We start from the raw sequence: 21,963 nt of genomic DNA, 5'->3' as shown, positions 1-21,963 counted from the left end.
TCCGTGCCGGCGGACGTGGCCCACCACTCCTGCCGCAGGCCTGTCCACACCTCGAACGCCCGCTCCGGCCAGCCTCGAACAGCTCGGGGCAGGCCGGAGCTCGGGGAAGGTTCCGAACCACCCGGACAGCCATCAAGGCCCTGGCCAACTTCTTGCTGGCCAGGGCCTTTGGTTGGTGCGCCGCCAGGGACTCGAACCCCGAACCCGCGGATTAAGAGTCCGCTGCTCTGCCAGTTGAGCTAGCGGCGCTCACCGACAACGGGACGAGACGCTAGCACAGGCCCGGTCGGGTGGCTCAGCCACCCAGCGCCGCGCCGCGAGGGTGCGGGCCGTCCCGTCACGAGGTGGCCAGCACGTACATCTGCACGGGCTGGGCCGGCGGTGTCTGGTCGGCAGGCCGGGGCTGGTCCTGGTTGGAGGGCATGCTCTCCCAGCGCAGCACGTAGGTGCGGTCACCAGCCACCGAGGTCGCGGTCCGCACGCCGATGCCGGGGAACGTCGACCGCACCTGAGTGATCTCGCTGGGCAGTTGCGGATCGGGCACGTCGGCCACGACGCTCATCAGGGACGGGTCGACGATCAGGGACCGCTTGACCCCACGGCACGTGTACGGCACCCGCAGTTTGCCGTCCGGCAGCCCGCTCGCGGCGGACTGCAACGAGACAGGGAAGGCCAGGGTGCCGGACCCGAGGATCTCCCACCGGCCGGTCCAGTCGGTGAGGCGGGTGATCCGCCAGCCGCCCGCGCCGTCCGGCTGTGCCGCGTAGAGCTGGTTGCCGAGGTAGGCGTCGTACTTGGTGTAGGTCACCACGACCCGGTTGGCGGCGTCGAAGCCGAGCCGGACGTTGCCGTTCACCACGCCACCGTAGGTGGGCACCGGGTCGATGACCTCGGACCGGAGGTAGGTCAGCGGCAGGGCCAGTGGCCGGCCCGCGCTGTCCTCCCAGGTGACCAGGTCACGGCTGCGGGCGTACGACGGCATGCTGGAACTGCCGGCATCCTGGGTGTCCCGCCAGACCAGCGCCAGGTGCCAGTAGCCGTCCGGCCCGCGCAGCGGCCCCTCGGGGTAGGCGTTGCGGCCGGCTCCGTCGACCAGTGGGCGGCCGAGCAGGCTGGACCAGGTACGGCTGACCGGGTCGTACCGGTTGTAGTAGTCGGCACCGTCGCCGCTGACCCCGTTGCGGTAACTGAACAGCAGGTCACCGTTGGTGTGGCGGAGGAAGCGCGGATAGGTGACGGACCCCTCGACGGAGCTGTTGACCATGGTGGGGATGCGGGTCAGCGTGGACACGTCACCCGGCACCGAGGTCCGGAAGTAGACAAGCGGCACGGCGTGCATGTTGCCCGCCACGTGCAGGTTCCCGGTGCTGTCCAGCGCCATCGTGATGCCGTTGTGGCTGTCCCAGCCGACTGTGGAGTCCAGCGTCCGGCGCGTCCAGGTGGTGCTGTCGAGCGAGCGCTTCGCCACTGTCATCCTGCGGTCGGCGTCGTAGTACGCCACGTACTGGTCGGCCCCGGAGGTCAGGACCGCCTGCTCGACCGGATGCCCCGCCCAGGTGGTCCCCACGTCGATGACCTGGCTGACGGCCCGGGACGCGCCCGGCAGCGGGTAGTCGCCGGGCGCGCGGGGCGAGCAGTCCAGCGGCCCGGGCTCGGCGGGCGCGACGGCCGGTGCCCTGCTGGTCTCCGCGGCGAAGAACGGCAGGCTCACCGAACCGCCCTGCGAGTACAGGCCCGCGCCACCCCCGGTGAGCAGGTCCCGCCAGCGGAGCCCGACGTACCTGTCGACGGCCTGTCCGGCCGCGACGCCCGCGCCGTCGATGGCGACGTGGACGCCGCTGCCCCGGTTCTTGCCGTCGATGCTCATGCTGAGCGTCGCACCGGGCTGCGCGGTGACGCCCCCACCGGCGAGCAGGGCGTCGGAGGCGCCGGCTGACGACCGGGTCATCCGGACCAGCTGCCACTGGGCCTGCCCGCCGTCCGCCTGCGACTGGCCGACCCGCAGCACGTAGTAGGTCTGGGTGCTGTCCCCGTGATCGACGATGTTGAAGGCGATGCCGGTCCACGGCCGGTAGGTCAGGGCCGGTTTCGGCAGGGTCAACGACGTCTTGAGCAGGAATGTCTCGCCCAGGGTGAATCCGCTCGGGTACATCAGCCGATCGGCGGTGCCGGACGGGACGGCGGTCCCGCCGGCCACACGCCAGGTGCCCCGGGCGACCCGCCAGCCGCTGCCGACCGCCCCGTCGGCCCGGTCGAACCCGTCGTGGAACGAGCGGTAGCCGGGCGACGTCGTGGCGGTCACCGTGAAGTCGCGCAGGCCGACGGTGCCGGCCTGCGAATAGAGCCCGACCTTGCCGCCGTTGATCCGGTCGGCCAGGCGCAGCGGGACGGTCTGGTCCACCTGGGTGGCGCCCGCGCTGATCCGGACCACGGCTCCCCGGCCGTCCGCGGTGCCGGTAACCCGTACGCCCAGCGTGGCACCGGGGGCGGCGGCGAGATCTCCCTCGCCCAGCAGTCCGGCGTCCGTCGCGCCGGCGGAGTTGTCGATCCGCACCAACTGCCACCGGGCCCGCGCCCCGTCGACCTGGTTCTGCCCGACGCGCAGGGCGTAGAAGGTCTGTGTGCCGTCGGCGTGATCGATGACCTGGAAGGCGATGCCTGCCCAGAGCCGGGTGGACCCGGCCGGGGTGGGCAGCCCGAGCGAGGTGGTGATGTCGTAGGTAGGGCCGAGGAAGAGCGAGTCCCGGACCAGCACCCGCTCGGCGGGACCGGCGGCCTGGGCGGTGCCGGCCGCGATGGACCACGTGCCACGGGGCGCGGCCCAGCCGTTGCCGACCGGCCCGTCCGTGCGTTGGAAGTCGTCGCGGAACGAGACGTCCGCCGCACCGGCCGCGGCGGCCGGGGTGCTGCCGGGCGCAGCCGGGCCGCCGGTGGCCAGCAGAGCCGCCACGGCGACGGCGAGGGCCCGGCCCCACCCGGGTCGTGGGCGTCGGTTGGGCACCCTGGGGTCGGCGGGCATCACAGATCTCCTTCGGAGCGGCGCTGGGCAGTCCCGGCGGAGCCGCGCGGGGCAGGGAGGTGCCGATTGTACGGACCTCGTCGCTCCTGTGTGGACCGTCGCGGCGCGGGAGCGAGCGGCGGCGCTGGGGGGTGGCGAGAATCCGGCGGACCGTGGCATTTTCGCCTCTCGTCCTCCACCGCGGGCCTTCCTAGGCTCCTTCCCGACATGCTTCAACGGGAACGAGAACGGTGCTGGATCGTGCTTCGCTATGTCATGCCCGTGGTGATCGGGCTGGTCTTCGTCGGGCTCAACTCCCTCGTGCCGGAGCCGCACCGGCGGCGCCTGAACGCGCTCGTCGTGACCGGTGCCGGGGCCGCCTACATCAGCGGTGGCGGGTTCGGGCTGTGGGAGCTGGCCTTCTGCGTACTGCTGGTGGTGGTGAGCTACGCCGGGCTCACCTCGTACACCTTCATCGGCGTCGGATGGCTCCTGCACACCGTCTGGGACGTCCTGCACCACCGACGCGGCACCCCGATCATCCCGTCGCTGCACGACTCGTCCTTCGGCTGCGCGCTCTGCGACCCGGTCATCGCGCTGTGGTGCTTCGCCGGTGGCCTGTCGGTCAGAGACCTGTACGACCGGGTCGTGCGGCGGGCGCACGACGCGCGCCCGGCGGTCAGCGCCCAGTCCTGACTGGTTGAATTCCGCCATGCACACAGTGGCCGTGCTCGCCCTCGACAGCGTCGTCCCGTTCGACCTGGCCACCCCGATGGAGGTCTTCCACCGCACCCGCCTGCCCGACGGGCGCGCCGGCTACCGCGTCCTCGTCTGCGCCGCCACACCGACGGTCACCACCGGCGCGTTCAGCATGGCGGTGCCGTGGGGCCTGGACGTCCTCGTCGACGCCGACACCCTCGTCGTGCCGGGGGTCTCCGACCCCGCCGCCGCGACACCCGCCCCGGTGCTCGACTCGCTGCGTGCCGCCGCCGCGAACGGCGCCCGGATCGCCTCGATCTGCGGTGGCGCGTTCACCCTGGCGGCCACCGGCCTGCTCGACGGGCACCGCGCCACCACGCACTGGCTGGCCACCGACCGGCTCGCCGCCCAGCATCCGCGGATCCAGGTCGACCCCAACGTGCTCTACGTGGACAACGGCCAGTTTCTGACCTCCGCCGGCGCGGCGGCCGGGCTCGACCTGTGCCTGCACCTGGTCCGCCGCGACCACGGTGCCGCCGTCGCCGCCGACGCGGCGAGGTTGTCAGTCATGCCGTTGGAACGCGCGGGCGGACAGGCGCAGTTCATCACGCACGAACCACCGGCCCCGGAGGGGGCGACACTGGAACCGCTGCTGGCCTGGATGCGGGACAACGCCCCGCGCGAGCTGACCCTCGCCGACATCGCCCGCCACGCCGGCATGAGTACCCGGACGTTGAACAGGCGTTTCCGCGACCAGACCGGCACCACCCCGCTGCGGTGGCTGCACCGGGTCCGCGTCCACCAGGCGCAACACCTTCTCGAGACCACCACCCATCCCGTCGACCGGGTGGCGACGCGTGTCGGCTTCGGCTCCACCACCGCCTTCCGGGAGCACTTCAAGCGGATCACCGGCACCAGCCCGCAGGCGTATCGGCGGAGCTTTCCCGGCGGGTGACCACGACCCGCGACGGCAACCGAGGGTGGGACGTGACCAGGAACGGAGAAGTCCCCGGCCCGGCAGGTGACTGCCAGGTCAGGGTCTTGATCGTTTGCGCGCCGGGCGACGAGCCGCCGGTGATCGCCACAGGGCGACGCTCCGACGAGCGACCGGTCCGCGCCTCAGTCGGCGGTCCCCGGACGTGTCGTCCCTCGTCCGAGTGCGCGGGCGAGGCGGCGAACGGCATCGTCCATGCGGTCGGGTGGCGTTGCGGCGTACGTCAGCCGAAGGTGCGGCGCCGGCGGTTCGGCCGCGTACCAGGGGCGGCCGGGGAAGACCGTGACGCCCTCGGTCGCAGCTCTGGTGGCCAGCGCCACGTCGTCGACGCCGTCGGGCAGGCGCACCCACAGGTGCAGGCCACCGCGGGGGATCGTCGGTGGGACGAGCTCCGGCAGGTCCCGGCGCAGGGCGGTCAGCAGCGCCTCCCGCCGCGTCCGGAGCGCCGTGGACAGGGTCCGGCGGTGCCGCGTCCAGGCTGGTGCGGTGACGAACTCCAGCGCGGCCTGCTGCAGCGGCCCGGCGACGAGGAGGTCGTCGAGCAACCTGCCCGCGCGCAGCCGGGCACCGGCGGGGCCGCGGGCGCCGATCGCGGCGATGCGCAGGCCGGGAGCTGTCGACTTGGTCAGCGAGCGCAGGTAGATCACGTGGCCGTCCGCGTCGTCAGCGGTCAGCGGTGGCGGAGCCTCCCCGTCGATGGTGAGGTCGCGCGCGTAGTCGTCCTCGATCAGAAAGGCGCCGGCGTCGCGTACGGCGTTGGCGACCGCGCGGCGGCGATGAGCGGCCAGGGTCGCGCCGGTCGGGTTGGCGTGCAGCGGTTGGCAGTAGAACAGCCGGGCGCCGGTGCGGGCGAAGGCGGCGGCGAGTTGGTCGGGCAGGACGCCGTCGGCGTCGGCGGGCACCGGCACCACCCGCAGCCCCGCCGCCCGGGCGACTGCCAGCGCCCCCAGGTAGGTCGGGGATTCGACAAGCAGGGTGTCGCCGGGTGCGGTGAGCGCGCGTATCGCCGATGACAGCGCCGCCTGCCCACCCGGGCAGATCACCATGTCGTCGGCCCGCAGCCCGGCCCCCGCCTCCCGGGCGAACCACACTCGCAGGTCCTCGCGGCCCTCCGTCGGCCCGCGCAGCCACGCCGCCGGCTGGCGGGCGGCGCGGGCGAGCGCGGCGCCGAGCGCGGCGGCCGGCTGCAGCTCCGCGTCCAGGTAGCCGCCGGACAGCGGGATCGCCCCCGGTGACGGCAACGCGAGCAGGGACTGCATCTCGTCCTCGCCCGGCCTGCGGGCGCCGAGGGCCACGGTCTGCCAGGACAGGTCGGGGGTGCGCCGCTCGTCGGATCGGGCGGCCACGAAGGTGCCCCTGCCCGGTCGGGTCTCGATGAGCCCCTGCGCCACCAGCTGCCGGATCGCTGTCGCCACGGTGACCGGCGAGGCCTGGTGCCGGGCGGTCAGCTCCCGCACCGACGGCAGCTGCGTCCCGGGGCGCGCGGCGGCCACCAGCCGACGTAGATCTTGGATAACACGTGCGGCTGCGTTACCGTCATCCATGAGAGAGAAGAGTAGCGCTACTGCACCGACGCCGGTAACGGCGACTCGGGTCGCCGGCCTCGGACTCGGCGCGCTGGGCGTGCTCGCGTTCAGCATGTCGCTGCCCGCCACCCGCGTCGCCGTGCAGGAGCTCGACCCCTGGTTCGTCGCCTTCGGCAGGGCCGTGGGCGCGGCACTGCTGGCGTGGGCGTACCTGCGGCTGACCGGCGCGCCGCGGCCCACCCGCGACCAGTGGCGACGGCTGGCCGTCGTCGCCCTGGGTGTGGTGGTGGGGTTCCCGCTGTTCACCTCGCTGGCGCTCACCACCCGGACGTCCGCACACAGCGCGGTCGTCATCACCGTGCTGCCGGCCCTGACCGCCGTGTCGGCGGTGTTGCGGGCCGGCGAACGCCCACCACTGCCGTTCTGGGTCGCCAGCGCCGGCGGGCTGACGGCAGTCCTCGCCTTCCTGGCAACCAGCGGCACGGTGCGCGGGGAACTGTCGGCCGCCGATCTCTTCCTGCTCGCCGCGGTCGTGCTGTGCGGACTGGGGTACGCCGAGGGCGGCGCGCTCGCCCGCGAGCTGGGCGGGGCCCGGACGATCTGTTGGGCGCTGCTGCTCTCGGTGCCCGTCACCCTGCCGATCACGCTCGTCGCCGCCCGGGCCCACCCGCCGGGCCCCGACGCCGCCGCCTGGACGGCGTTCGGGTACCTCACCGTGATCTCCATGTTCCTGGGCTTCTTCGCCTGGTACGCGGGGCTGGCCCGGGGTGGCGTCGCCCGGGTCGGCCAGCTTCAGCTCGCCCAGCCGGTGCTCACCCTGATCTGGTCGGCGCTGCTGCTCGGAGAGACCGTCACCCCGGCCTCGATCGGGGCCGCAGTGGTGGTGCTGGCCTGCGTCGTACTGATCCAGCGCACCCGCGCCTCCGCGGCAGACAGGCGCACGCCGGACGAGGTCCACCGGCTGCCCGACCAGCAGGTGCCACGGCCGGACACGGAAAAGGCCCCGAACCGGTAACGAATACCAGACCAGGGCCTTACGTGTTGGTGCGCCGCCAGGGACTCGAACCCCGAACCCGCGGTTGTCGATCGATGCCCTCGCGGCCTTGTCATCAATCGTCGAGAACCAGCTTTGGCCTGCACAAACGCAGCCAGCCGTCGATCACAACTTGTTGTTAGTGGTCACGGCCCAGCACGGATTTTCGGGGGGTAAACGGGGGGCGCTATCCCGATCGCTTCAGGCCGTAACCTCGAGAACGATCTGTGACCTGCCACGACGAGCCGCTCGTATGTCGAGGACGCCGTCGGAACGGTGCACGATGAGTAGCAGTGGCTGGGGATAGGCACGGGATGCCATTCGGATGGATTTAAGGTCCTGCACGCTTGCCCCACACGGCGCGGGGTGGCTGTGCCAGTCGCCGACATAACCCATCCAGGGGTGCTCGAGAGCGGCCATCGCCCGGTCGAGGGCCTGCTGGGCAAGGTTCTCGCGCCTGATCCACGAGGTGCCGGAGGCGGCCGGATCCACTACCTCGACGGCAGCATGGACGATCACCCTGCCGCTGTCCCACCACCCAAGGAGCAGGCCGCCGGCCTCCAGCGGTGCGGCATGTCCGGCCGCTTTGGTGATCGTCTGACGAGCGTCAGAGTGAATCACCACTGGAACAGGGCCGGTCACAACGCCACGGGGACGGAAACGGCATCTGGTGTGAGCAGACCGAGCCGGTCGAAGGGCGGAACAGGCTGGGGCCGGCGAACGTCGGCCATAGTCGCCGGCAGGGCGCATTGGTGGGTCGCCTCGTCGATGATCATCCGGCAAGCGAGCTCGGCGGCGGCGATGACCGCCGCTGGAGGCGTCCGCGAGACAGGTTCACCGCACCCGGCCTCCCGTACTCCTGCGCGGACTGGTTCGCGGGCCAGGGCCGGTAGGTGTTGCTCTGCGCGACGCAGAGGGAAACGGTCAGCCCTGATGATGTCGCCCTCGCGCTGCACACAGGCGGAGATGACCGTGTGACCGGTCCACGCACCGACGATGTTAGCGGCCGTCGTGAGCAGGCTGCTGGCACCGGCGTGGGCGGTGGCGTCGAGCACCACGTTGTGGGTCTTGACCAGTTCGACGGCGTCGCCCAGCCGGGTGAGGTCCCGGTTCCGCCGCTCCACCTCGCCAACGTCGAACCCCGTGGCCGCCAGCCGGTCCATGACAGCGGTGACCTTGTACTTCCCGACGTCGCTACCGGCGGCGAGGTGCCGCACGACGTTGCCGGGACGCAGACGTTCACCGTCGACCAGAGTGAGACGGCGGACGCCGGAGCGGAACAGGATGTCGGCGGCGAAAGACCCGAGCGCGCCAGCACCGACCACGGCGATCCGGACATCAGCCAGTTCCACAGCGGTGTTACCGGCGCGTATCGACCGCGTGGCCAAGCTGGTGTCGGCGCTTTCGCAGGCTGTGATCGACGGAACGGGGCCGCCGCGCTGTACGGCAACAGCCAGGGCCGCGCGGTGGCCGTTGCGGGCGTACCGCAACAGGAGATAGCCAACGGCGCCGAGCGCGATCAGACGAGTGACTTCATCGGCACGCCCAAGAGCCTGCGCGAGATCGGACCATTCCCGAGGTGGGGAACTGACCTCCCCGAGATCATCGACCCACGCGAGTCCACGGTCCTTTGGGTGTAACTGCTGAGGTCCTCGCAGCGCGATGACCCCCGGCCGCCGGTTGCCGGTCACCTCGATGGTGCGCGGTGTGGGCCCCGGTGCCGTCTTGTAGAGCCCGACTTTCCCGGTGAGCACGTCGGTGTCGTAAAGCACGAAAGTGTCGGCGTCCTGCTCCAGGTACCGCTCAAGGTCGCAGACATCGTCGTCCGGCCAGCCGACGGCCGTCTGTTCCAGCCAGTTCCGCACCCGATCCAGCAGAACTTGGGGTTCGCGCCATGGCGCGGCGTCGACCGGATGGGCACTGCCGTCCCAGAGGCAAAGGTTGCCGTGAAGCCCCGGCAGGGCAGGCCGGTCGATGTGGAAGGTCAGCTCCATCGTTGTTCCGGGATCGAGCACCCGAACCGCTGGCGCGGCGAACGGAAACCGATCGGTCAGCTCCACCTCGATGCGGGCATGGACGAGGCCGTAAACCGGGTGCTGCCAAGCCAGGTCGCCGCGTAGCCGATGCCCGTCGTCGCCGAAGCCGAGTTCCCCGAGGCGCGCACGCCAGGAGTCGGCTTCGGCGACGAGGTCGCTCTGCCAGGAGCTGCTCATGCGTAGCGGCCGCTCCCGGCCGGAACGGTAGACGCGCCCCGGGTCACCGCCGACGTCTGCTTCCTGGTGCCATCGGCGTTGCAGTACACCGGCAGCGGGAAGACGTACTCCTCGGTCGTGGTGTTCTTGGTCGTGCCGATCAGCTCACGCCACTTCACCGCGGCCGGGCAGTCCTCCGCGTCCAGGGCGTCTTCGGCCAGCGTCGCCGACTCGGCGATCCGGTCGGCCGCGGCAGCCAACTGATCCGCCGTGGCCTTGGTCTTGATCTTCTTGCCGTCCAGCGTCGGGTCGTCGAGGCCCTCGTCAGCGACGTCCACGAGCAGGTCGGCGATCTCGCGGAGCACGACGGTCAGGTACCCGGCGTACGTCGTCTCGTCCGGCTTGACGTTCCTGAACGCGTGATACGTGAGAACCTCGAAGAAGTAACCGCCGGGCTGGTCATCGACCCAGACCCGGCGGATCTGACGGACGAGCTTGACCACGGGAACGTAGACCCCGCTGCCGGGATCGTCGTCGTAAAGCAGGTAGTCCTTGTTCGCCTGCGTCGTCAGCTCGGCCATCTTGGTGGGGTTGGTCTCGACCCACCGGGCATTCCCGTCTTTCTCAATCTTCTCCGGGATCTCCCAGTGATCCCCGCACGGCCGGGCGATGACCACATCGACGGACAGATCGTAGTCCGGGAAGTCCACCATCACGGACCGGTGCTGGCGCGTGACCCGGCCGGGGAACGCCGCCTCCAGAACAGCCTCGACGTGGTCGAGGATCTTGCCGGGGCGCAGGTCTTTACCGGCCTTGCTCAGCCGGGCGAACACGTCGACGTCCTTGACCCGACGGATGGACACGTGCCGGCCGTAGGAGCCGATCAGCAACGGATCGACCCCGAGCTTCACCAGGAGGTCGTCCGCCTCCAGCGCCGCCGTGACCTCGGCATGCGCCGACTGGGCGTTCTTGGCGTCTTCGCTCGGCTCGATGTTGCTCAGTGCCGTCTTGAAGTGGGTGGCCAGCGTGGCCATGTGCTCTCCGTTCCCTGGGCTGGCAGGTGCGCCTGGTACGGCCGCCGAGGGGGTGAGGTCACGGCCAGCTTCTACGACGCTGTGGTCGGCACCCGCATTCCCGAAAGAGCCGAGCACCGACGAGACGGTACGGCGCGGGTACGACAACCTCGCCCCGCCAGCAGGACCGGCCGCCAGCCTTGGGTGTACCGGCGGAACGCCACGTCAGCCGTTCGGGGGAGCAGGGAACGGCTCGTACACGTTCGCAACAGGGTTGAAGGTGTACGCCGTCCACTGCCCGGGGGTCGGCGCAGCCAGCCGGGCGCCGAGCGCCACAGCGATCGCTACCGGCCCACTCAGAAAGATTGCGTGGTGACCCGTCCGCGCCTCGGCCGGCAACGGCGCGGTGTCCCACGCGTTGCACGTCTGCGAGATGACCCCGTTGAACGTCCTTATGTTCTGCTTCAGCAGCCGGTTCTCGTTGCGAAGCAGCAGCAGCCACCCGATGCCGCGCTCACGACACGCCTTCACCACCGCGTCCCGGAACTGATCCCCGCGATTCTGCAGATCGAGCGCGAGCGCCACCTTCGTCATGTCGCCGCCATCGACCGCCTCCAGCCGCTCCACCGTGAGCGGGGCGGCGTTCACGTCCACCGCCCGCAGCGACGTCGCCGCGAAGAACGCCGGAGACCCCGTGTCCTGCCGAAGCTCATGCACGGCGACATGCTGGGCGTGCGTGTACCCCAGCCGCGCACCCAACCAGAACGCCACATGCAGCGGCATCGTGGGGATCACATTGACGTGGGCCGCGTCCGGAGCGAGCCGCTCCGCGATCGTCGTGGCCCGTAGCGTCTCCTCCGCCAGCAGATCGACCAGTTCACGATCACGAACGGGATAACCCGACAGCTCGATCTCCGCCTTCAGCGTTACCGCCGCTGAAGCCTGACTGAACCGCTCCGCCTGCTGATTCCGCTGCTCGGCACGGGCCCGACCTCGATGGACATCCACTGCATTCACGATGATCCCCACCCGCAGCCCCATCCGAGCCCGGTGCCGCAGCCAGAAGCCGACCGCCATGACGATCAGACCCACGACGACGGCCACCACGAACCCCAGCCGGCCCGGCTTCTCACCGGTCATCAGCGACTTGCCCACCTCCGTCAGAAACGTTCCGGCGACCAGGCCCCCTACCGCGATGACAGCCGACCCATCGACCACCAACGCACGCAAGCCCTGCGCGCCGACGGGCTGCTCGCCCGCGCCCACCACCGTCAAACGCGGTACATCGGAACGCTCCACGGTTGTCACAAAATCACCACCGTCACAAGAAAATGCCGTCCTCATCTTGGTGGAATCCCTCAAAGACTGGACCGGCAGGTGCCTCGATAGCCTAGGACATGGTGGAACTGACACCGTCCGTCCGGCACTGCCGCAGCAGTTGCTAACCGACGTAGTTCATGGCCGTGACATCCGGAACGGCACGGAAGCGTGGACGGACAGGACCGCTCCCCGCCACCTCTAGGGCGTCTGCCCAGCCAGCAAGGGGTCCCGGTCACGTCCAGATCGGCAGTGCTGCGGTGGGGTCGGCAAACTGGAGGTGGCGGGTCAGGGCAGCGCGTCGCTCGTCCGGGTCGTGGGATGACTGGGCGTGCTCCAGCCAGGTGGACGAGGCGCCTGGGTCGACGGCTTGGCCGGGCGTCCCCGGGCAGAGGGTGCACACAGTGAAGTAGAGCGACCCGGCCCAGCAGCCGAGGTACAGCTCGGATGCATCGGTTCGCTGCGGCTCGGTGCGGTCTGCGGCAAGGACGGGATAGCTTGATAGAGCTTCAGCCCCAATGGGGATTATGGGACCGGCGACCGCTTCGGCGATACATTCTATCGCTTCAGCGGTCCGCCTTAGGTACTCCTCATCCCGAAGGCGACTCCTCGGCCCTTGATCGGCTTGGTGGGCGCCTGGCCGCGATGCGTAGGCACCAGACCAGGGTAGGCCGCGCTGCGCCGTCGATACAGCGTGCCGTTACGTTCTGGCTCTTACCGATGCCCCTTCGGCGATGGCGACAGTGATCAGTTCGTCTGCGTCGAACAGTGGCTCCAACCAACTTCGGATCTCATCGCTTGTGGTGCCGTACGAACCGATCCAGCCGTCACGGAAGAGCTGCGTGAAGTCGGTGTTGTTCAAATGCCGTTGAGTTGGCCACCGCTCGTCGTCCCACGTGATGCGTAGGTTGCCGCCTCCCCTGGTCGTATCGGCTGTGGATTCGTGCATGAGGCCGACGAGGTCCAGCGGAAGATAGAGGCCCTTCATTAGTTCCGCGGACTGGCCGTCGTAGTCGCTGGGCCGAACGATCTTGAGGTAGTGCGGCTGGGTGCTGAGCCGGTATTGCCCGACAGTGCCGGGTTGTTTCCCTACTTCGAGCGCGCGCATGCTGCGAAGTTGCGCCGCCAGTTGGGGATCGCCGCGGTAGGTCCATCCGCCGTCAGGGTCCTTCTTCATGCGCTTGTACTGCACAAGGATCCCGCAGTGCCGGTCGGCGTGGTAGTAGATGAGGTCGCTGCCTCTGGTGTTTTCCAAGTCGCGCTTGTTCGTGTTAAGGACGGTGAGCCGGCCGCCGCCGCGAAGGGGGATCAGCATGCCCCGCGCGTTTCTGCGTGCGCGCTGCCCCAGAATGCCGTCGAACCGTTCCATGTCACGCTCGATGAGCGCATCCTCATCGTTGTAGCTGAGCCGCACCGTCTCCATCAGGGTGCGTCGCGTGTCCAGTTCGTCCGGCGGAGTCATCAGCACGCGGCCTGGCTGACCTAGGCGACGACCGAGGCCGGATATCTCAGCGATAAGCCCGAGGGTGTCCTTCTCCTCGGCAAGCAAGGTTCGCCGCGCTTCGGTGATCTGCCTGGTCCCGGTGGGGTAGCCCCTCGCCTGTTCGATCAGGTCGGCTGCGTCGCTGGCCAGCTCGCTCAATACACGAACAACGGCGGTGGAGCTTCCCTCGGGCAGAGCGCTTTTCGCGGTGCGCGCCGGGGCGACGTGCGGTTTGATCTGCGACGACACCCGATCCAGCACAGCTCCGAACGGAACGGGACGCTTGAGCAACGAAATGCCGGAGACCTCGTACCGTCGGGCGAAGCTGGTTACCCGCACGCTGCGGCGAAACGATCCGATCGCGATCGCTTCAACGGACATGGGCTCCGATGAAGACCGCGCGCAGATGACCGCCACAGCGTACTTCGGCAGGTCGTTGCCGATTGGGGCGCTGTCGGTGTAGCTGTCGCGTCCGAGCTTGTCGGTGAAGGCGATGCGGTCTCTCGGTTGATGATCGATAAAGATCGCCGTCATGTGGCTACTCCCCTTCGCATCATCGATCCGTCCACCCGGCCTGCATGAACTCAACTAGGATGCAGGCCGATCGAGGGTAGTGCATGTGAGCCCTGGCAGGCTTGAAAGGCGCAAGGTCTCACGGTGAGATCGCCCGTCCGGCCGTCCTGGGGGCCGCAGTGGAGCGCGGAAGTATGCAGGTCTCCGCGTACTGGGGGTGTGGCGAGACACCAGCTCGACGGCATGCGGGCTGGCGCCTGACGGACACCCCCTGGCAGGCCCGCAGCCTCTAGGCCCCGCCGCGTACCAGCACTTGGGCCTGCTCCCTGATCCGTCAATCGGCACCAGCGTTCAGCCCCATGAAGCGCTCCAAGAACTCGACGAGCTTGGCGAGGACGCGCTGCTTCTTCTCACCGTGCCCGCCGCCGCCCGCGAAGCGCGAGGCCGGAGGTAACACCTTCGTGATCGCCGTCCCGCTCGTCTGTATGACACCGTCACGAAATGCCCGTTCGACGAATTCGCGAGCTTCGTCTGGGCGCAGATTCTCCTCGTCGATGATGCGGTCGAGTTCAGCCCTACGACGTGCCTCGACGTACGCTGCCCACTGCGCATCGACGGTGCTGTCAGCTGAGACACGGTCTACGAAGGCTACGATTAGGTCCTTCTTGTTCCGCAGGCTCGGGCTGGCGTCGACCGCGCGAGTGATCTCGGCGCGGATCTCCTTGTCGTCACCGTCACCGCGCGCTTCGCGGTACTTCTGAACGAGCATCAGGATGTAGTCGACGTTGATCTCGACCCGCTTGACGAGTTCGATCTCGAAGACGATGTCATCGTTGATCGACTCCTTCTCGGCATCCTTGTCTTTGCGGAACTCGGCGTAAAGGTCGAGGTAAATACTGCGGTAGTCTTGCGCCTGGCGATCCGTCAGAATCTCGTTACCAGCGAACTCGTCGAACGAAGCCAGGATGTTCTGCAGCCGCAGGATCGCGCCAAACAGGACAATGAAGTCCTTTTGCGCAGACTCGCCGACAATTGGAGTGCCGAGCGGGAAACGCTCGAGCAGCTCGCGCACCTTTTCAGAATAGTCGCTGTAGTAGTCGTTGTACGGCTTGAGCAGCACGACACCACGGGCATCCTTGTTGCCGAACAGCGCGATGGCGTCGTTCGTCTCCTGTTCCAGATCGCGGAAGCTGACGATATTGCCGTAGGTCTTGACGGAGTTGAGGATCCGGTTGGTGCGCGAGTATGCCTGGATGAGTCCGTGCGAGCGCAGGTTCTTATCGACCCAGAGAGTGTTCAGCGTCGTCGCGTCGAAGCCGGTCAGGAACATGTTGACGACGATGACGAGATCGATCTCGCGGTTTTTGAGCCGAAGCGACAGATCCTTGTAATAGTTCTGGAAGTTCTCGCTGGACGCGTCGAACGACGTGCCGAACATCTCGTTGTAGTCCTGGATCGCATCTTCCAGGAACGAGCGCGCATCGTTGGTGAGCGTGTCGGTCTCGAAGCCTTCCTCGTCCAGGTAGTCGTCCTCCAGAACGACGTTTGGTGCGTAGGAGTAAATCAGCCCGACTTTCAGCCGCTGGTCCGGTGTGCGGTTTTCCTGCTGCAGGAAGAACTGGTTGTAGTAGATCCGGGCAGCCTCGATGGAGGCAGTCGCGAACAGCGCGTTAAAGCCGCTCACCCGACGATCCTTGAGGGCGTAGCGCTCGCTGCGGCGGGTCTTCTGGTCGAAATGCTCCAACATATACCCGACGACCTGGCGCACCCGCTCCGGCGCAAGCAGCGCCCGCTCGGTATCGATCCTCGACACCTGCTTGTCAGTGAGGCGCTCGGGCAGCTTGATCGTGTTGACGTAATCGACGCGGAACGGCAGCACATTCTTGTCGTTGATCGCGTCAACGATCGTGTAGGTGTGAAGCTTCTCTCCGAATGCCTGCTCGGTGGTCTTGAGTCGCGGGTTGCCACCGCGGCCGGCATTGATGGCGAAGATCGGCGTGCCGGTGAAGCCGAACAGGTTGTACCGCTTGAATGCTTTGGTGATTGCGGTGTGCATGTCTCCAAACTGCGACCGGTGACACTCGTCGAAGATGATCACGACGTGACCATCAAAGATTGCGTGGCCTCTGTTTGCTGGCGCGTTGATAAAGGTCGAGAGCTTCTGAATCGTCGTAATGATTATCCGCGCGCCAGGGTCTTCGAGTTGCTTCTTCAGGACCCGCGTCGAGGTATTCGAGTTCGCGGCTCCCTTCTCGAACCGGTCGTACTCGCGCATCGTCTGGTAGTCGAGGTCCTTGCGGTCCACGACGAATAGCACCTTGTCCACGCTCGGCAGCCGCGAGGCGAGCTGTGCAGTCTTGAATGAGGTCAGGGTCTTGCCAGAGCCGGTGGTATGCCAGACATAGCCACCAGCGGCCGTTGTGCCGAGTTTCTTGTAGTTGGTCGAGACCTCGACCTTCTGAAGGATCTTCTCGGTCGCTGCAATTTGGTAGGGCCGCATGACAAGCAACATCCGGTCAGCGGTCAGCACGCAGTACCGGGTCAGTATCGCCAGCAGCGCATGCTTCGCAAAGAACGTCCTCGTGAAATCGGACAGATCCTGGATCGGCTTGTTTGTCGCATCTGCCCACCACGAGGTGAACTCGAATGTGTTGCTTGTCTTCCGGACCCGCTTCTTGCCCCTCACGTCCTCAACGTGCCGGCGGCGAGTGGTGTTGCTGTAGTACTTCGTCAGGGTGCCGTTGCTGATCACGAAGAGCTGCACGTAGTCAAAGAGCCCTGAGCCCGCCCAGAAGCTGTCGCGCTGATAACGGTCGATCTGGTTGAACGCCTCACGAATGTCAACCCCGCGACGCTTCAACTCGACGTGCACCATCGGTAGTCCGTTGACGAGCACAGTGACGTCGTAGCGGTTCGACCTTAAAGCGCCACCCTCGGCCTGGTTGATCTCATACTGGTTGATGACCTGCAGTCGATTGTTGTGAATGTTCTTTTTGTCGATCAACGATACATTCTTCGTCGAGCCGTCATCGCGTACCAAGAGCTGGACGGAGTCTTCCTGGATGCGGAACGTCTTTTCCGCCGCACCCTCGTTCGCACCCGCCACTGAGTTGGCGAAGAACCGCTCCCATTCGTCATCTGAGAACGTGATGCCGTTCAGCGATTCAAGCTGGGTGCGCAGGTTGGCTATCAGGTGCGCCTCGTCCCTGACCTGCAGGTATTCGTACGCCTGCCCCTGCAGCAGACTGATGAACTCGCGCTCGAGGTCAGCTTCAGACTGGCGGACAGCCGCCACAACTGTGGTGCTCGGGATAAATCCAGCGACTACTGTATCCTCGCTACTCACCGCGATCGGTTCGTAGCAAGAGCGAGATGCTTCGCTCATGCGGCAGCCTCCTCGAAGGTCAACAGACGGTCGCGGTAGTACTCATACTGCCTGCGGCGGGACGCGATCTCGGCATGAAGGCCCGCGCTAAGGCCTTTCACGAACGCGTCGAACTTGTCGAGGACCGCAACAATACGCTTCTGCTCGACGAGTGATGGAACAGGAATACGATATGCCATTAATTCTTTACTTTGAATTGCGGCCATTGAGCCGTCCGTGCGACCAGCGATCGCGAGGATTTCTTCCCGCCTTGCCTGACACACTTGAGCGACATACGCCGGAAGGATGTCGTCGCGCGGGATCAGTGCGCGCATGTCTTGGTTGAGGGTCACTGAAATCGGCACGAAGGCGATCGGCAGGTGCCGACGAAGGATATTCGATCTAACCACGAACGCAATAGAGCCAGGCGGAACAAGCTTCAGTGCGGTGCGTTCGAGCGCGATCTGCGCGACCCGGTCCACCGTTGACATCACAGTGTCCACACCCATGTCTTTCGGGGAAAGCCACGGAATCGTCGCATCCGTCCAGTACTCACGGACGGCCTTCGACGGGGTTCCGCCACCGTACCAGGTGCCGAGATCGCCCATAGGGATCCTTCGGACCTCATCCGTGTCGCGGAAAGTCAGAAGCGATTCTTTGTAGAAGGCAAACTGGCGGCGGCGCGCTTCCAGCTCCGCCTTCAGCCCCACCTCCAACTCCTCCTTCAATTCACTAAAACGGTCCAAGACTTTAACGATCTCGGCTTGCACCTTGGGCGGCGGAACAGGGATTCGGATTTTTGCGAGGCTTTCACCAGATAGCCGCTTCACCTTCGCCCGCGCCACGTACCTATCTTTCTGCACGTGGAAGGCTTTTGTTCGCATGAAGTACGAGACGAATGTTGGATTCAGCGCGCTGCGGAAGAGGAAGGTATCGTCGTGAATCGCAACCGGCTCAGCGCCAAGCCAAGCGACCGCCTTCGCTACATCCTCGACCGTCTCACCGACCGCCGCGATGATCACGTCGCCTGGTCTCGCGAACCGCAGCCGATCCTCGAGATCTCGTCGCACATGCGACAGAGCAGATGTCGCCGCAACTCCGTAGTGGGTATAAATCTCGCCATAGTGGATGCTCGGGATGCCATCTCGGACGATGTCGTCCTTGGTGAACCGCCGCCCCCTGATGAATTTGCCGATTTCGCCCATACACGCCTCGCGCACCCCACCCGACGTCAGCTCTGCTATCACGTCGTCGATACGGCTCACGGCGCATTCCCCAAGTCGGCGACCATCTCGTCGATGGCGGCGCGGAGCGCTGACTGGCGGGTGACTATACGGGCGATTTCGGCGTTCAGCTCCGTGATGTCTGTGGCTACGCGAGTGTCATTGGGCTGGACGTAGGACGAGACTGCGATGTTGTAGTTGTTATCGCGGATCTCGTAGTAAGGCACGAGCGCCGCGAAATATTCGATGGCCGCACGTTTCGTGAAGGCGTCGAGGATCCGCTCCCGGTTCGCGCTTCCGAGTCTGTTCTTGTTACCGCCCCGAACGAATTCGGCCGAGGCATCGATGAAGAGGATCGCGTTGTCCCTCTTCGATTTTTTCAGAACGATAATGCAGGTCGCGATGCCTGTGCCGAAGAACAAGTCCGGCGGGAGCTGAATGACCGCATCGACGTAGTTGTTGTCAACCAGGTACTTGCGGATCTTCTGCTCCGCGCCACCACGGTAGAGCACCCCAGGGAACTCGACGATCGCCGCAGTCCCGCTGACGGCAAGCCAGCTGAGGATGTGCATTGTGAACGCGAGGTCAGCCTTCGACTTCGGGGCGAGTACCCCGGCCGGCGAGAACCGCGGATCGTTGATCAGTAGCGAATTTGCATCGCCTTCCCACCTGATCGAGTACGGAGGGTTGGAGACGATCGCTTCGAACGGCTCCTCGTCCCAGTGATGTGGGTCGATCAGGGTGTCGCCGTGGGCGAGGCTGAATTGTTCGTAAGGGACGTTATGCAAAAACATGTTGATCCGCGCGAGGTTGTACGTAGTCAAGTTGATCTCTTGACCGAAGAAGCCCTGGCGGACGTTGCCGGGCCCGAGGACTTTCTGGAACTTCAGAAGTAGCGAGCCCGAACCAACAGCCGGGTCGTAGACCTTGTTCACCGACTTCTTTCCGACAACGGTGATGCGAGCGAGCAGTTCGGAGACTTCCTGCGGGGTGTAGTACTCGCCGCCTGACTTGCCGGCTGCCGAGGCGTACATCTGCATGAGATACTCGTAGGCATCGCCAAACGTGTCGATCGTGTGGTCAGAATAACCGCCGAGGTTCAAGTCTCCGATTGCTCCAAGTAGCTTGACAAGCTTCTCGTTACGCTTCGCGACGGTGTTGCCCAGTTTGGCCGAATTCACGTCGAGGTCGTCGAAGAGGCCCTTAATGGCGTCCTCGCTCTCAGCACCGACTGCGGAACCCTCAATGTTGTTGAAGACCCGCTCGAGCGTCTCATTGAGGTTCTCGTCCCGCGGTGCACGCTTGCGAACGTTCGCGAACAGTTCCGACGGGAGTATGTAGAAGCCCTTTTCCTCCACCGTGTCCTTACGGCCGAACTCGGCGTCCCTGTCGCTGAGCTTCGCGTAGTCGAAGTCCGCATCACCCGCCTTGCGCTCCAGGTCGTTAAGGTAGGCGGTCAGGTTCTCCGAGATGAACCGGTAGAACAGCATTCCCAGGACATAGCTCTTGAAATCCCAGCCGTCGACACTGCCGCGCAGGTCGTTCGCGATCCTCCAGATGGTTCTGTGCAGCTCGGCGCGCTGAGCTTCCTTCGTCTTAGGAGTCACTACCACACCACTACCCTCGCGCTAGGGTCGATCGTGCAGCTTCTTGTCAACTGGTTCATGTTCGAGTGGATCTCCTCCACGCCACGGGCGTGTGATCAATCTGCGGACGTCGGCCCAACCTACTAGGGCCCACCGACGGGCTGTCGTGGCCGCGCCGCCGTCGTGACGAGTTCGTCGCCATCCAGGAGCAACGATCTCAGTGGGCGGACATGGTCCCCAGACCGCACGACCGCATGGTCGGCTCTGCCTCTCACCGCGTCCCACCGGCCTCTCAGAGGCTGTAGTGCGCGAAGTCGGCCGGCTTCGCCGGACGGTACGCCGCCCGGCCCGAGCATGCAGTCAGATGTGATCGTGAGGATGGTGTCGGATCTCCTGATGTCGCCAGGCCGGACGGGCCGGGGTCCTACCTCGTAGGCGGTGAGGGTGGGCTGATTGGGGCGGGCCGCCGCGTCCCATTGGTCGAGCAGGTTGGTCAGGTCGGTGGCGTGCGTTCCGTGGGCGATCGCGCCGAGTTCGTGGTGGCCGTTGCCCAGCGTCCTGGAAGGCGAGGTAGGCGATGGTGTCGCCGTGGTAGACGGCGGCACCGGCCCAACGGTAGGCGGGGGTGACCAGTCCGTTGGTGCAGGCGGTGTCGCCGACGCCGTGGCGGCCGAACGGCTTGTTGGCGTGCACGAGGAGCATAGGTCGAGGTGGCCGATGTGGTCCGCGTCGGTGACCTGGATGCCGGTCCAGCGGTCGAGCCGGGGATTGCCCTGGGCGCTGGCGAGGACGGCACGTCCGGTCTGATCGGTGGCGTAGAGCTTGAGGACCACATCGGTGTCGAGGCGTACTGGTGTCGGCGATGGATTCGTCTTTGGCCCTGACGTGTATCTGCTCATTCAACGGGTTACGCCGAGCTAAGCGCACCGCTTATGACGGTGCCGGCCAGAGCGACGGCTAACGACAGTGGGTCCCGTGCTGCGTCTGGCAAGGTCCCCAGACCCAACCCGCTCGACTCGACCAGGAGACCCAGCGACCCCTGGTGCTCAGCGCCGACGGCTGGGTGGTTGAGAAGATCGCGCGCCGCGTTGGCATCCTCGTCGCGGATCACGTCTGCCGCGAGCCGCTTGATGAAGTCATCTGCGATGTGCGGCGGCACGCCGGTGGACAGCTCCAGAGCCGTAAGACTGAGCCGCACGCGGAACACCGAAATTCCTCTGCCCGCCGCGGTGGCCGACGCTCGGTCAATCAGGGCAGCGTAATCAGTTGTGGGGGTGCCTCTGATCGTCGTTGCGTGCCAACTATGGAGGAGGTCGTGCACCGTTTGCTCCCATGGCTGTTCGATCTTCGTTCGGCTGAGCAGGTCGGCGGCTTCGATGCCGTTGCCCTGCATGAGGTGGGCGACGATCGTGGCCTGTCGCCCGTCGAGCAGGGCGGTGCTGATTCCGTCGTAGTGCTGCACGTGAGCCAGTGCGTCGGCCCAGCGGCCGGACAGGGTGAGGGCGCGGGTTCCATCGGAAAGCAGGATGCCGCGTAGCCAATCGATGATCTGTTGGAGTTCGCCGGGATCGGCAGTGAGCTGCTGGGGATGTATCTCCAGGTGGTCAATGACGGCGTGCCTGTCGCTGACGGTTGCTGTGTGTAGGTCGGTGAGCAGGCGGTGTGCGCCGTCGCCGTCGCCGTCTCGGATGCGTAGGCGGGCGAGGTTGATGACTGGTTCGAGGGCGAAGCGGGCGGTGTGCCCGTTGAGCGGCGTTCTGCTGAGGTAGAGGTTCGCGTGTTGGTGGCACCAGGTGCGGGCGAGTTCCGCGTCTCCGCAGTCGGAGGCGACGAGGGCAGCTCCGTTGAAAACCATGGACGCCCTTTCCGGATCGCGTTCGCGGTGGGCGGTCTCGGCGAGTGCAATGAGTCGGTTCACTCGTGCGCCGAGCGGTTTGGCTGGCGGTCGTTTGCGGGGGACGAGGGGGAAGCGTTCGGCGATGGTGGAGGCAAGGGGCAGTGTCATGGTGTCCTCACGTACGG

15 protein-coding genes and 1 tRNA gene are annotated in these 21,963 nt (G+C 66.5%); 4 read left to right on the top strand and 12 right to left on the bottom strand.

Features of this window, described 5'->3' with window-relative positions:
- Positions 1 to 173: 173 nt before the first annotated feature.
- Together AB0B86_RS15115 and AB0B86_RS15110 are read right to left on the bottom strand one after the other, a co-directional pair.
- Positions 174 to 249, bottom strand: a tRNA-Lys gene (locus AB0B86_RS15115).
- Positions 250 to 337: 88 nt separating this feature from the next.
- A complete protein-coding gene (locus tag AB0B86_RS15110) occupies positions 338 to 3,019 on the bottom strand; it encodes a BNR repeat-containing protein (RefSeq protein ID WP_357418268.1) in 2,682 nt (893 codons plus the stop codon).
- Positions 3,020 to 3,259: 240 nt separating this feature from the next.
- On the opposite strand from AB0B86_RS15110, the gene AB0B86_RS15105 reads away from it, so the two are divergent.
- Positions 3,260 to 3,694, top strand: coding sequence for a DUF6010 family protein (locus AB0B86_RS15105; protein WP_357418266.1), 435 nt, complete (start codon positions 3,260 to 3,262; stop codon positions 3,692 to 3,694).
- A gap of 16 nt (positions 3,695 to 3,710) precedes the next feature.
- Complete coding sequence (locus AB0B86_RS15100; RefSeq protein WP_357418264.1) at positions 3,711 to 4,652, top strand: helix-turn-helix domain-containing protein; 942 nt, start codon at positions 3,711 to 3,713, stop codon at positions 4,650 to 4,652.
- Between the two features lie 164 nt (positions 4,653 to 4,816).
- On the opposite strand, the gene AB0B86_RS15095 is transcribed toward AB0B86_RS15100, so the two are convergent.
- The gene (locus tag AB0B86_RS15095) at positions 4,817 to 6,235 is read right to left on the bottom strand and encodes a PLP-dependent aminotransferase family protein (RefSeq protein WP_357418262.1); all 1,419 of its coding nucleotides are present in this window, start codon (positions 6,233 to 6,235) and stop codon (positions 4,817 to 4,819) included.
- Between AB0B86_RS15095 and AB0B86_RS15090 the strand changes: the two genes are divergently transcribed.
- Complete coding sequence (locus tag AB0B86_RS15090) at positions 6,234 to 7,232, top strand: DMT family transporter (RefSeq protein WP_357418260.1); 999 nt, start codon at positions 6,234 to 6,236, stop codon at positions 7,230 to 7,232. The genes AB0B86_RS15095 and AB0B86_RS15090 overlap by 2 nt on opposite strands.
- 219 nt (positions 7,233 to 7,451) lie before the next feature.
- On the opposite strand, the gene AB0B86_RS15085 is transcribed toward AB0B86_RS15090, so the two are convergent.
- From AB0B86_RS15085 to AB0B86_RS15050, 8 genes are all read right to left on the bottom strand, one after another.
- Positions 7,452 to 7,892 (bottom strand): Mov34/MPN/PAD-1 family protein, encoded by a 441-nt coding sequence (locus tag AB0B86_RS15085; protein WP_357418258.1) that lies wholly within the window; start codon positions 7,890 to 7,892, stop codon positions 7,452 to 7,454.
- Complete coding sequence (locus tag AB0B86_RS15080; RefSeq protein ID WP_357418256.1) at positions 7,889 to 9,463, bottom strand: ThiF family adenylyltransferase; 1,575 nt, start codon at positions 9,461 to 9,463, stop codon at positions 7,889 to 7,891. Before AB0B86_RS15080 ends, AB0B86_RS15085 begins: the two co-directional genes overlap by 4 nt.
- The gene (locus tag AB0B86_RS15075; protein WP_357418254.1) at positions 9,460 to 10,476 is read right to left on the bottom strand and encodes a nucleotidyltransferase; all 1,017 of its coding nucleotides are present in this window, start codon (positions 10,474 to 10,476) and stop codon (positions 9,460 to 9,462) included. Before AB0B86_RS15075 ends, AB0B86_RS15080 begins: the two co-directional genes overlap by 4 nt.
- Before the next feature lie 204 nt (positions 10,477 to 10,680).
- On the bottom strand, positions 10,681 to 11,763 hold the full coding sequence (locus AB0B86_RS15070) for an SAVED domain-containing protein (protein ID WP_357418252.1): 1,083 nt from the start codon (positions 11,761 to 11,763) through the stop codon (positions 10,681 to 10,683).
- A 709-nt stretch (positions 11,764 to 12,472) separates the two neighbouring features.
- Positions 12,473 to 13,789 carry a hypothetical protein gene (locus tag AB0B86_RS15065; RefSeq protein WP_357418250.1) on the bottom strand — a complete coding sequence of 439 codons (1,317 nt, stop codon included), beginning with the start codon at positions 13,787 to 13,789 and terminating at the stop codon, positions 12,473 to 12,475.
- A gap of 313 nt (positions 13,790 to 14,102) precedes the next feature.
- Positions 14,103 to 17,063 (bottom strand): type I restriction endonuclease subunit R, encoded by a 2,961-nt coding sequence (locus AB0B86_RS15060; protein WP_357418248.1) that lies wholly within the window; start codon positions 17,061 to 17,063, stop codon positions 14,103 to 14,105.
- A gap of 86 nt (positions 17,064 to 17,149) precedes the next feature.
- Positions 17,150 to 18,397, bottom strand: coding sequence for a restriction endonuclease subunit S (locus tag AB0B86_RS15055; protein ID WP_357418246.1), 1,248 nt, complete (start codon positions 18,395 to 18,397; stop codon positions 17,150 to 17,152).
- Complete coding sequence (locus AB0B86_RS15050; protein WP_357418243.1) at positions 18,394 to 19,962, bottom strand: type I restriction-modification system subunit M; 1,569 nt, start codon at positions 19,960 to 19,962, stop codon at positions 18,394 to 18,396. Before AB0B86_RS15050 ends, AB0B86_RS15055 begins: the two co-directional genes overlap by 4 nt.
- A 689-nt stretch (positions 19,963 to 20,651) precedes the next feature.
- On the opposite strand from AB0B86_RS15050, the gene AB0B86_RS15045 reads away from it, so the two are divergent.
- Positions 20,652 to 20,825: a hypothetical protein gene (locus AB0B86_RS15045; RefSeq protein ID WP_357418241.1), complete on the top strand. Its 174-nt coding sequence runs from the start codon at positions 20,652 to 20,654 to the stop codon at positions 20,823 to 20,825.
- A 23-nt stretch (positions 20,826 to 20,848) separates the two neighbouring features.
- Here AB0B86_RS15045 and AB0B86_RS15040 read toward each other — a convergent pair whose 3' ends face one another.
- Complete coding sequence (locus AB0B86_RS15040; protein WP_357418239.1) at positions 20,849 to 21,946, bottom strand: hypothetical protein; 1,098 nt, start codon at positions 21,944 to 21,946, stop codon at positions 20,849 to 20,851.
- Positions 21,947 to 21,963: the final 17 nt, after the last annotated feature.

The sequence above is a fragment of the Micromonospora sp. NPDC049047 genome, from assembly GCF_040649135.1.
GTDB lineage: Bacteria > Actinomycetota > Actinomycetes > Mycobacteriales > Micromonosporaceae > Micromonospora.
The sequence above is the reverse complement of the archived record's forward strand: the minus strand, read 5'-3'. Positions and strand labels throughout refer to the sequence as shown.

Bases quoted from the DNA above. Each gene is read 5' to 3' on its own strand.
- AB0B86_RS15090 (WP_357418260.1), top strand. From the start codon at position 6,234: ATGAGAGAGAAGAGTAGCGCTACTGCACCGACGCCGGTAACGGCGACT.
- AB0B86_RS15040 (WP_357418239.1), bottom strand. From the start codon at position 21,946: ATGACACTGCCCCTTGCCTCCACCATCGCCGAACGCTTCCCCCTCGTC.
- AB0B86_RS15080 (WP_357418256.1), bottom strand. From the start codon at position 9,463: ATGAGCAGCTCCTGGCAGAGCGACCTCGTCGCCGAAGCCGACTCCTGG.
- AB0B86_RS15065 (WP_357418250.1), bottom strand. From the start codon at position 13,789: ATGACGGCGATCTTTATCGATCATCAACCGAGAGACCGCATCGCCTTC.
- AB0B86_RS15095 (WP_357418262.1), bottom strand. From the start codon at position 6,235: ATGGATGACGGTAACGCAGCCGCACGTGTTATCCAAGATCTACGTCGG.
- AB0B86_RS15100 (WP_357418264.1), top strand. From the start codon at position 3,711: ATGCACACAGTGGCCGTGCTCGCCCTCGACAGCGTCGTCCCGTTCGAC.
- AB0B86_RS15110 (WP_357418268.1), bottom strand. From the start codon at position 3,019: ATGCCCGCCGACCCCAGGGTGCCCAACCGACGCCCACGACCCGGGTGG.
- AB0B86_RS15075 (WP_357418254.1), bottom strand. From the start codon at position 10,476: ATGGCCACGCTGGCCACCCACTTCAAGACGGCACTGAGCAACATCGAG.